At 50.1% G+C, this 8,782-nt stretch carries 8 protein-coding genes and 1 riboswitch; of the genes, 5 read left to right on the top strand and 3 right to left on the bottom strand.

Features of this window, described 5'->3' with window-relative positions; translation table 11 throughout:
- The 3 genes from KKE17_05960 to KKE17_05950 form a co-directional block, all read right to left on the bottom strand.
- The coding region (locus KKE17_05960; GenBank protein ID MBU1709532.1) for a succinate dehydrogenase/fumarate reductase iron-sulfur subunit at nucleotides 1-202 on the bottom strand (202 nt) is incomplete at its 3' end.
- Complete coding sequence (locus tag KKE17_05955; GenBank protein ID MBU1709531.1) at nucleotides 199-2,112, bottom strand: fumarate reductase/succinate dehydrogenase flavoprotein subunit; 1,914 nt, start codon at nucleotides 2,110-2,112, stop codon at nucleotides 199-201. The genes KKE17_05955 and KKE17_05960, both read right to left, overlap by 4 nt.
- An 11-nt stretch (nucleotides 2,113-2,123) precedes the next feature.
- Nucleotides 2,124-2,768, bottom strand: a complete 645-nt coding sequence (locus KKE17_05950; GenBank protein ID MBU1709530.1) for a succinate dehydrogenase cytochrome b subunit — start codon at nucleotides 2,766-2,768, stop codon at nucleotides 2,124-2,126.
- 204 nt (nucleotides 2,769-2,972) lie between these two features.
- On the opposite strand from KKE17_05950, the gene KKE17_05945 reads away from it, so the two are divergent.
- The 5 genes from KKE17_05945 to KKE17_05925 form a co-directional block, all read left to right on the top strand.
- Nucleotides 2,973-3,929 carry a radical SAM protein gene (locus KKE17_05945; GenBank protein MBU1709529.1) on the top strand — a complete coding sequence of 319 codons (957 nt, stop codon included), beginning with the start codon at nucleotides 2,973-2,975 and terminating at the stop codon, nucleotides 3,927-3,929.
- A 63-nt stretch (nucleotides 3,930-3,992) separates the two neighbouring features.
- Nucleotides 3,993-5,747, top strand: coding sequence for a cache domain-containing protein (locus KKE17_05940; GenBank protein ID MBU1709528.1), 1,755 nt, complete (start codon nucleotides 3,993-3,995; stop codon nucleotides 5,745-5,747).
- 45 nt (nucleotides 5,748-5,792) lie between these two features.
- A riboswitch (cobalamin riboswitch) is annotated at nucleotides 5,793-6,009 on the top strand.
- 135 nt (nucleotides 6,010-6,144) lie between these two features.
- Entirely contained in the window at nucleotides 6,145-7,209 is a 1,065-nt protein-coding gene (gene cobT / locus KKE17_05935) for a nicotinate-nucleotide--dimethylbenzimidazole phosphoribosyltransferase (GenBank protein ID MBU1709527.1), read from the top strand.
- Between the two features lie 345 nt (nucleotides 7,210-7,554).
- The gene (locus KKE17_05930; GenBank protein ID MBU1709526.1) at nucleotides 7,555-8,109 is read left to right on the top strand and encodes a DUF502 domain-containing protein; all 555 of its coding nucleotides are present in this window, start codon (nucleotides 7,555-7,557) and stop codon (nucleotides 8,107-8,109) included.
- Between the two features lie 116 nt (nucleotides 8,110-8,225).
- Nucleotides 8,226-8,782: acetate--CoA ligase family protein (locus tag KKE17_05925; protein MBU1709525.1), on the top strand; the 557-nt coding region annotated here is incomplete at its 3' end.

The following is an 8,782-nucleotide window of genomic DNA, read 5'->3' as shown; positions in this document are numbered from 1 at the left end:
TGCCGCAGATCCCTTCCCGGCAGTCATGGTCAAAGGCCACCGGTTCTTCACCTTTGTGGATGAGTTGCTCGTTGACCACGTCTAGCATTTCAAGGAAAGACATGTCGGTTGATATGGGGCCGGTCTCAAGGGTCTGAAATGAGCCTTTGGCATCGGGACCTGATTGACGCCAGATTCTGAGGGTAAGATTGATGTCTTTCATTTATAACTCCTTTGGCTGGGCTTGACATTTTCAAAGGAGAGGTGTTCTTTATGGAGGGTTGGCGCTTTGCCTGCTCCTTCATGTTTCCAAACCGAAACATGGGTGTAATTCTCGTCATCGCGTTGTGCTTCGTTTTCATCTGTCTGGCTTTCTTCTCGCAGGTGACAACCGCAGGATTCGTTGCGGTCAAGGGCATCAATCACCATTAATTCGGCAAAATCGATGAAATCCGCAACCCGGCCGGCCCGTTCCAGGGTCTGGTTCAGGTCTTCACTTGAACCTGCGACCAGGAGGTTCTGCGAAAATTCATCCCTGATTTCAGGAATCCGCAAAAGCGCTTTTTTAAGGCCTGCATCATTTCGTGCCATACCGCAGTGATCCCACATGAGCAGGCCCAATTCACGATGAAAATCATCCGGTGTACGTCTGCCGTTTATTGCAAGCAATTGCTGGATACGCTCTTTTGCCTGGGTTTCGGCATCTTTGAAATGTGGATGGGTGGTTTGTCTCGCAGCAGTATCCGACGAAGCGAGATGCTCGCCGATGGTTGCCGGCAGGATGAAATAGCCGTCGGCAAGGCCCTGCATCAGGGCGCTGGCCCCGAGACGGTTTGCGCCGTGATCGGAGAAATTCGCCTCCCCTAGAACAAAGAGGCCGCGGACATTGCTCATCAGCTGATAGTCCACCCAGAGTCCACCCATGGTGTAGTGGACCGCAGGATAGATCATCATCGGTTCTTTCACCGGATTGCTTGCGGTGATCTTTTCATACATCTGAAAGAGATTGCCGTATTTCTTCTGGATGGCTGCCTCTCCCTCCCGGCCTATGGCATCGGCAAAGTCAAGATAGACCGCAAGACCTGTTTCCCCCACGCCAAGACCTGCATCGCATTGTTCCTTGGCGTTTCGCGAAGCCACATCCCGGGGGACCAGATTGCCGAAGCCGGGGTATTTTTTTTCAAGGTAATAATTCCGTTCAGATTCAGGGATATCAGCGGGTGCGCGGTTGTCGCCTTTTTTGACAGGCACCCAGACCCTGCCGTCGTTTCTCAGGCTTTCGCTCATCAGCGTCAGCTTGGACTGATAGGTGCCGTGTACCGGGATGCAGGTGGGATGGATCTGCACAAAGCACGGGTTGGCAAATCCGGCACCTCGTTTATAAGTCCGCCATGTGGCGGTGACATTGGAGGCCATGGCATTGGTGGAAAGATTATAGACATTGCCGTAGCCGCCGGTTGCCAGGACCACGGCATCTGCGGCATGGGATTCTATTTTCCCTGTGATTAGATTTCGGGTGACAATGCCCCGCGCTTTGCCGTCGATAACCACCAGATCCATCATCTCGGTGCGTGGATACAGAGTCACTTTTCCTGATTTCACCTGGCGCATCAGGGCGCCGTATGCACCCAGAAGGAGTTGCTGGCCGGTCTGGCCGCGGGCGTAAAAAGTGCGCGAAACCTGGGCACCGCCGAATGATCTGTTGGCAAGTCCCCCGCCGTATTCCCGGGCAAACGGCACGCCCTGGGCCACACATTGGTCGATAATGCTGTTGCTGATCTGCGCCAGGCGATAGACATTGGCTTCTCTGGCCCTGAAGTCACCGCCTTTAATGGTGTCGTAAAACAGCCGCCAGATGCTGTCACCATCGTTCTGGTAATTCTTGGCAGCATTGATCCCGCCCTGGGCTGCGATGCTGTGCGCGCGGCGCGGGCTGTCCTGAATGCAGAAGGTTTTGACGTTGTAGCCAAGTTCGCCAAGGCTTGCCGCTGCTGATGCGCCGGCAAGGCCGGTGCCGACAACGATTATTTCGAATTTCCGTTTGTTTGCAGGATTGACCAGCCTGGTTTCAAAACGGCAGTTATCCCATTTTTCCTGGAGAGCACCGGAGGGTATGCGAGGATTCAAGTCCATTTTTCGTCCATTTATTGTAGAAACCATTCAGTCAATAACGCCAGGATCGGGATCAGCATGAAAATTGAGCACAAAATAACAGCGGCGCCCAGCCCTGCGTTTTTCAGAAAAATATTATATTTAGGGTGATTGATGCCGGCGGATTGGAACATGCTCCAGAATCCGTGGCTCAGATGGACGCCCAGCGTCGCCAGGGCAAACAGGTAAAATATTGCTGATCCGGGACTGCCCAGGAGGTCTCCTACCATTTCTGAAGGAGTCGCGGTGACAGTTGTGAAGTGGAAGTTTTCAAGATGCGCCAGGATGAAGATCAAAAGAATCAAACCGGTGTAGGGCATGGTTCTTGAGTTCCAGCTCCGGGTGCCTTTGGAGACGGCATAGGGGTCAGGCCGGGCCTTGAGATTATCAACATAGAGGAAGAAGGCGGTGAGAATATGGGCTAGAAAGATAAGTGCCAGGATCACTTCAAGGATATGGAGGAGGAAACTTAAGGAATGCAGATGCGATGCATAGCTGTTAAAGGCGTCTTTGCCGAAAAAGGAAAATGAATTGCCGATAAGATGCGCAAGCAGGAAGAAGCTCAAGAAACTGCCCGTTGCCGCCATGATATATTTTTTACCGACGGATGATCGGATCAGGGAGATGAACAATGACATAACTCCATAAGGGTTTTACAGTGGGATTTAATTTACAGTAAAGTTTTGGAGAAAGAAAAGAAAGTGGAATTAATCTTATTTCACTGTAGGAAAATTTCTTATGGGATGACATGCTAGCTGTAAATATTTTTGTGTAACTCTTGATTCCAGCTCTACTTTAAGAAAGAAGTATAAAGACAAAATGAACGTTTAGTGGATTCAGTTATGGTAGCGAGCAACAAGAAATCAGGATATCTCAAACTGTACGGTACAGGCGAACTTGAGAAACGGGCAGCCCTGCTCCATGAGCAGCTTGACGATTGCCGGCTCTGTCCCCGGGCCTGCGGCGTAAATCGTCTTGAAGACCAGCGAGGTGTGTGCAGTACCGGTGAGCAGGCAGTGGTCTCAAACTATAACGCCCATTTCGGTGAAGAAAGCCCCCTGGTGGGGGTCAGTGGTTCCGGGACGATTTTTTTTACGAATTGCAGTTTACTCTGCGTTTTTTGCCAGAATTTCGAGATCAGTCATCTGGGGGAAGGGCATGTTGTAACCTCCGGGCAGCTTGCCGCAATCATGGTGAGTCTCCAGAAACAAGGCTGCCATAACATCAATTTTGTCACTCCTTCACACGTCGTACCACAGATTGTCGCGGCGTTGCCCCAGGCAATTGAAAACGGCCTGAATGTCCCTCTGGTGTATAATTCCAGTGGCTATGATTCGGTGGAAACCCTGAAATTGCTGGATGGCATAATCGATATATACATGCCGGATTTCAAGTTCTGGAATTCAGAATCCTCCAAACGGTATGCCAAGGCGTCGGATTACCCTGAAAAGGCCCGAGCCGCAATCCTGGAAATGCACCGGCAGGTGGGAGACCTTGAAATCGACAGGATGGGCATTGCCCGAAAAGGGCTCCTTGTGCGGCACCTGGTCATGCCCGGCGGTTTTCATGAGACAAAGGCGATCATGGATTTTCTTGCAAGAGAAATTTCAATGCATACCTATGTCAATGTCATGGCCCAGTACCGGCCCTGCGGCAAGGCGTATGACTATCCGCCATTGGACCGGAGTCTGACCCATGAGGAATATGCAGAAGCGCTCCGCTATGCCAGGGAGGCGGGACTTGTCAGGCTGGACGAGAGGAACATGGTGCGGCTGTTACGACATCTCGGGGTGATTTAGCCTGATCCCGGGAAAGGTGCGGCTGAATACGGAAGTTTTGTTGCCGGGTATAAAGAATTGTATTTGCAGAAGTTATTTCTGTATTATGGATTACAGGTGCGGTTTAACTCAGGAAAAGGAAAAGAGGTCAGCCAATTGTTCAGACAGTTTACCCGGAAGGGATCAATCAAGATAATCCTGCCCTCGGTTCTGGCGGTGGTCCTTTTTGTCGCAGCGGTTTTCGGAATTATTCTCCCCAGTTATCAGGCAACTCTCATGGACAGCAAAAAGGCCATGATCCGTGAGTTGACCCAGGTTGCATGGGAGATGCTCATGGCAATCGAACACCAGGAAAGGAAAGGGGAATTGACTCGCAAAGAGGCTCAGGCCCTTGCCATCGAGCATATCAGGGAAATGCGCTACGGGACGGATCGCAAGGATTATTTCTGGATCAACGACATGCGCCCCTTCATGGTCATGCACCCATACCGGACAGACCTGGAAGGCCTTGATGTGTCCGGTTTCACCGATCCCAACGGCAAGCATCTTTTTCAGGCATTTGTCAGTATTGTAGAGAAACAGGGGCAGGGGTATGTGGATTATCTGTGGCAGTGGAAGGACGATTCCTCCCGCATCGTGCCTAAGCTCTCTTATGTGAAAGGCTTTCCTGCCTGGGGCTGGATTATCGGCACCGGCATCTATCTTGAAGACGTGCATATGGAGATTGAGAGACTCACCAGGCAGTTGACGGTTATTTCAGCGGTTATTGCCTTACTTGTATCGTTCCTGTCAGTCTATATAACCGTGCGGGCATTGAGGACCGAAGAAAAACGGCGGCAGGCGGAAGCTGAACTTGAGGAATATCAGGGGCAGCTTGAACAGATGATCGAGGGGCGCACCACCGAACTCCGGGAAGCCAATACCCGCCTGCATGCAGAAATCATTGAGCGTGAGGAGGCGGAAGCGATAATCCGTCGCCAGAATGATTTCCTCCATTCGGTGATAGAATCTCTTCCCTACCCGTTCTATGTGGTGAATGTCAGCGACCATACCGTGGTCCTTTCCAATACTGCCGCGGCGGACCAGGGCAAATGCCAGGGGGAAAAATGTTATACGATAACCCATAGAGGAGATAAGCCGTGTGATCCCGGGCAGGATGAATGTCCCGTTGCCGAAGTTGTGAAAACGAGGAAACCAACGGTGTTGGAACACAGACATTTTGATCCGGAGGGAGAAGAAGAATATGTTGAAGTTCATGGCTATCCAATTTTTGATGATCAGGGTCGGGTTGTACAGATGATCGAGTATGCAATGGATATCAGCGAGCGGAAAAAACTGGAAGAAAAACTTCGCCATGCCTCAATCACCGACGAAATGACCGGGCTGTATAACCGGCGAGGGTTTCTCGAACTTGCCAGGAATCAGCTGCAACTGGCGGGAAGAAATGACAATGAGTCTGTCGTGCTTTACATTGATCTCGATAACATGAAATGGATCAATGACAACCTGGGTCACGAAATCGGTGACCAGGCTTTGATTGAAACGGCAACTCTTTTGAAGAATCTGTTTCGGGAGTCGGACATTATCAGCCGTCTCGGGGGCGATGAATTCGTTGTTTTCATGAGCACCTTGAGCAACGGCGAAACCGAACGTTCGGTGGTGAAAAGGTTTGAGGATGAACTCAAAGCTCTGAACCTGCAGGAGGGCCGAAAATACCAACTCCTGATCAGTGCCGGAACAGTCCACTTTGACCCGAATGCTCCCTGCTCCATAGAGGAACTCCTTTCAAAGGCCGACACCCTTATGTATGAGCATAAGAAAAGGAAAAAATATGCATAACGTAAGTCTCTTTCGGCAGGCCAGGTCCTGATTCTTTCTTTTTCCTTGACAGAGAACTGTACATATTTTATCCCCATTGAAATATTCTATACAGGGAACCCCGTGAAAATCGGGGACGGACCCGCCGCTGTAATCCCGCTTTTTTAGTAGAAAAGAAAACCTTTATGGCCCGTTTTTGCCACTGATCCGCTTCAAGGCTGGTTGGGAAGGCTGTCATAATGGCGGGAAAGTCAGAAGACCTGTGCCTGGATGCCGAAGGGTAATTCTCCGCGGACAGAGGATTGCTTATGATCTTGAGGATAGAAGGGAAATCCCCGGGTCGATGAGACACATCGGTCCGGGGATTTTTTATGGCCGAATGCAGCCGATCCCAGGAACCGGAAATGAGGAGAGAGAAATGGGTTTACTTGAACAGACAATTGACAAAATTACCGGCCAGGATCAATCATTCAGGGAGCAGGCGAAAAATCGTCTGGACCAGTTGACCATGCCCCATTGGGCCCTGGGAAAATTGATGGATCTGGCCATGGATCTTGCCGGGATAACAGCGTCGATAAAGCCGCCGGTTGCCAGGAAGGCGATTATCACCATGGCCGGGGATCACGGCGTTGTGGCAGAGGGAGTCAGCAAATTTCCCCAGGAAGTCACCCCGCAGATGGTCTATAATTTCGTTAATGGCGGTGCCGGCATCAATGCCCTGGCCAATCAGGTCGGTGCTCGGGTGATTGTCGTGGATATGGGAGTTGCAGCCGATCTTTCAGACCTTGCCGCCAGCGGCAGAATAATTTCCAAAAAGATTGCCATGGGGACGCAGAATATGGCAGCAGGTCCGGCAATGACACGGGAGCAGGCAATTCAGGCCATTGAAAGCGGTATTGAGATTGCCAATGAACTGGCTGATATGATTGACCTGTTCGGCACCGGCGATATGGGAATCGGCAATACCACCCCAAGCACTGCAATTGTTGCGGCATTGACCGGTACATCTGTTGAGGAGGTGACCGGACGCGGCACCGGCCTTGATGACGATCAACTGGCACATAAAATCAGGATTGTCAAAAAGGCCCTTGAAGTGAATAAGCCGGACCCCAATGATGGAATCGATGTGCTGTCCAAGGTTGGCGGCTTTGAAATCGGTGGAATTGCCGGAGTGATTCTCGGGGCCGCGGCCCGCAGAAAACCGGTATTGATTGACGGATTTATTTCCACCGCCGGGGCGCTGATCGCCTATTCACTTGCCCCGAAAGTGCGGGAATATCTGATCGCCGCGCACCGCAGCGTCGAGCCGGGTCATACAATAATGCACCAGCATCTGGGATGTGAACCCTTTCTTGACCTGAATATGCGCCTGGGTGAGGGTACCGGCGCAGCCCTGGCAATGAACATTGTTGAAGCTGCGGCGCGGGTGCTCACCGAAGTTGCCACCTTTGAAGAAGCGATGGTCTCGGAATCCGATAAATAGTGTCTATCTCTAAATGGTCTTTTTTCTGAATTTCGGTGTCCTGCTCAAAAAATAATGCTCGGAATATCGTATATATGCCTGTGCTTATTTTTTTCGCAGTCCTCGGAGTCTCGTAAACTCGCTTACCTGAACTTCAAAAAAAATCCTCATTTATGGACAGACACTAAAAAGGGGCATGGCTATTAAATGGTTACTTTTTTGCATGCCTTGTCGCTTGCAATAATACAACATTATCATCGGTATTTCGTTTTGTTCTCATGTTTTTAGTTTGGAAATAGTATTGTTACGCAAAGGTCAAACATTAAAACAGAATTGCGAAATAATTATCCAATCAGGGTGATGCCGATGAAAAAGTTGAGTCAGTTTTTTCTCCAGGGTTTATTGATCTTTGTGCCCTTTGTTGTAACAGTCTATGTCGTCTATATGGTGTTTACCAAGATTGACGGTTTTTTCCGGCTTGATATTCCGGGGCTGGGATTTGCAGCAACCATTCTGCTCATCACCGGCATCGGTTTTGCCGCATCAAATTTTCTGACGAAAAATCTGGTGCAGTTGGCGGACACCCTTTTTACCAAGCTGCCGCTGGTGAAAATGATATATTCGTCAATTAAGGACCTTATCGGTGCATTTGTCGGTGACAAAAAGAGTTTTGACAAACCCGTGCTGGTTACCCTTGCTCCGGAAAGTAATCTTCAGGCAATAGGTTTCATGACCCAATCCAATCTTGACAGGATTGGCATTGTTGATCGCGCCGCGGTTTATCTTCCGCAATCATTTAATTTTGCAGGCAATCTCATCGTAGTGCCCACTGATCAGATTACTCCCATTGATGCCGACCCGGGTGAGGTCATGGCTTTGATAGTTTCCGGGGGTGTTTCATTAAGCAAGCTGAAAGGATGAGGGATAAACGAAAAAGAGGTTTCACAGCTCATACGCATCATAAATAGAAATCAGCAACGCATTATTAATTCGCTGATGTGCAGGACTCGGCAGGTTATTGATCTGAAAAACCACTAATGAAAATTCACGAATATCAGTCAAAAGAGTTATTGCGGAAACACGGGATTGCCGTGCCGGAAGGATATATTGCCACAGACCCGGAAGGCGCCTGCCGGGCGGCAGAGAAATTGTCGGGATTCCCGATTATGGTCAAGGCCCAGATCCATGCCGGCGGCCGGGGCAAGGGCGGCGGCGTCAGGATTTCTCGCAATCTGGACGAGGTTCTGGAAAATGCTCTTACCCTCCTCAGCAAGTCTTTGGTGACACCCCAGACCGGGCCGCAAGGGAAAAGGGTTCGAAAGCTCCTTGTGGAGCAGGGTGTTGCCATCAGCAGAGAACTCTATCTTTCAATCATCCCGGATCGTGCCACGGCAAAGATCATGGTCATTGCAAGTGAAGCGGGCGGTATGGATATCGAAGAGGTTGCATCGCAGACTCCTGAAAAGATACTCCGAACAGAAATTAATCCTTTGACCGGTATTAAAGAGCATCATGGGTTGAGCGTTGCGCAGGGACTGAATCTGTCTGGCTCTGTATCGGAAAAATTCGTTGAGTTTTTGAACAGGCTTTATGG

The organism is Pseudomonadota bacterium, from assembly GCA_018823135.1.
Taxonomy (GTDB): domain Bacteria; phylum Desulfobacterota; class Desulfobulbia; order Desulfobulbales; family CALZHT01; genus JAHJJF01.
The sequence above is the reverse complement of the archived record's forward strand: the minus strand, read 5'-3'. Positions and strand labels throughout refer to the sequence as shown.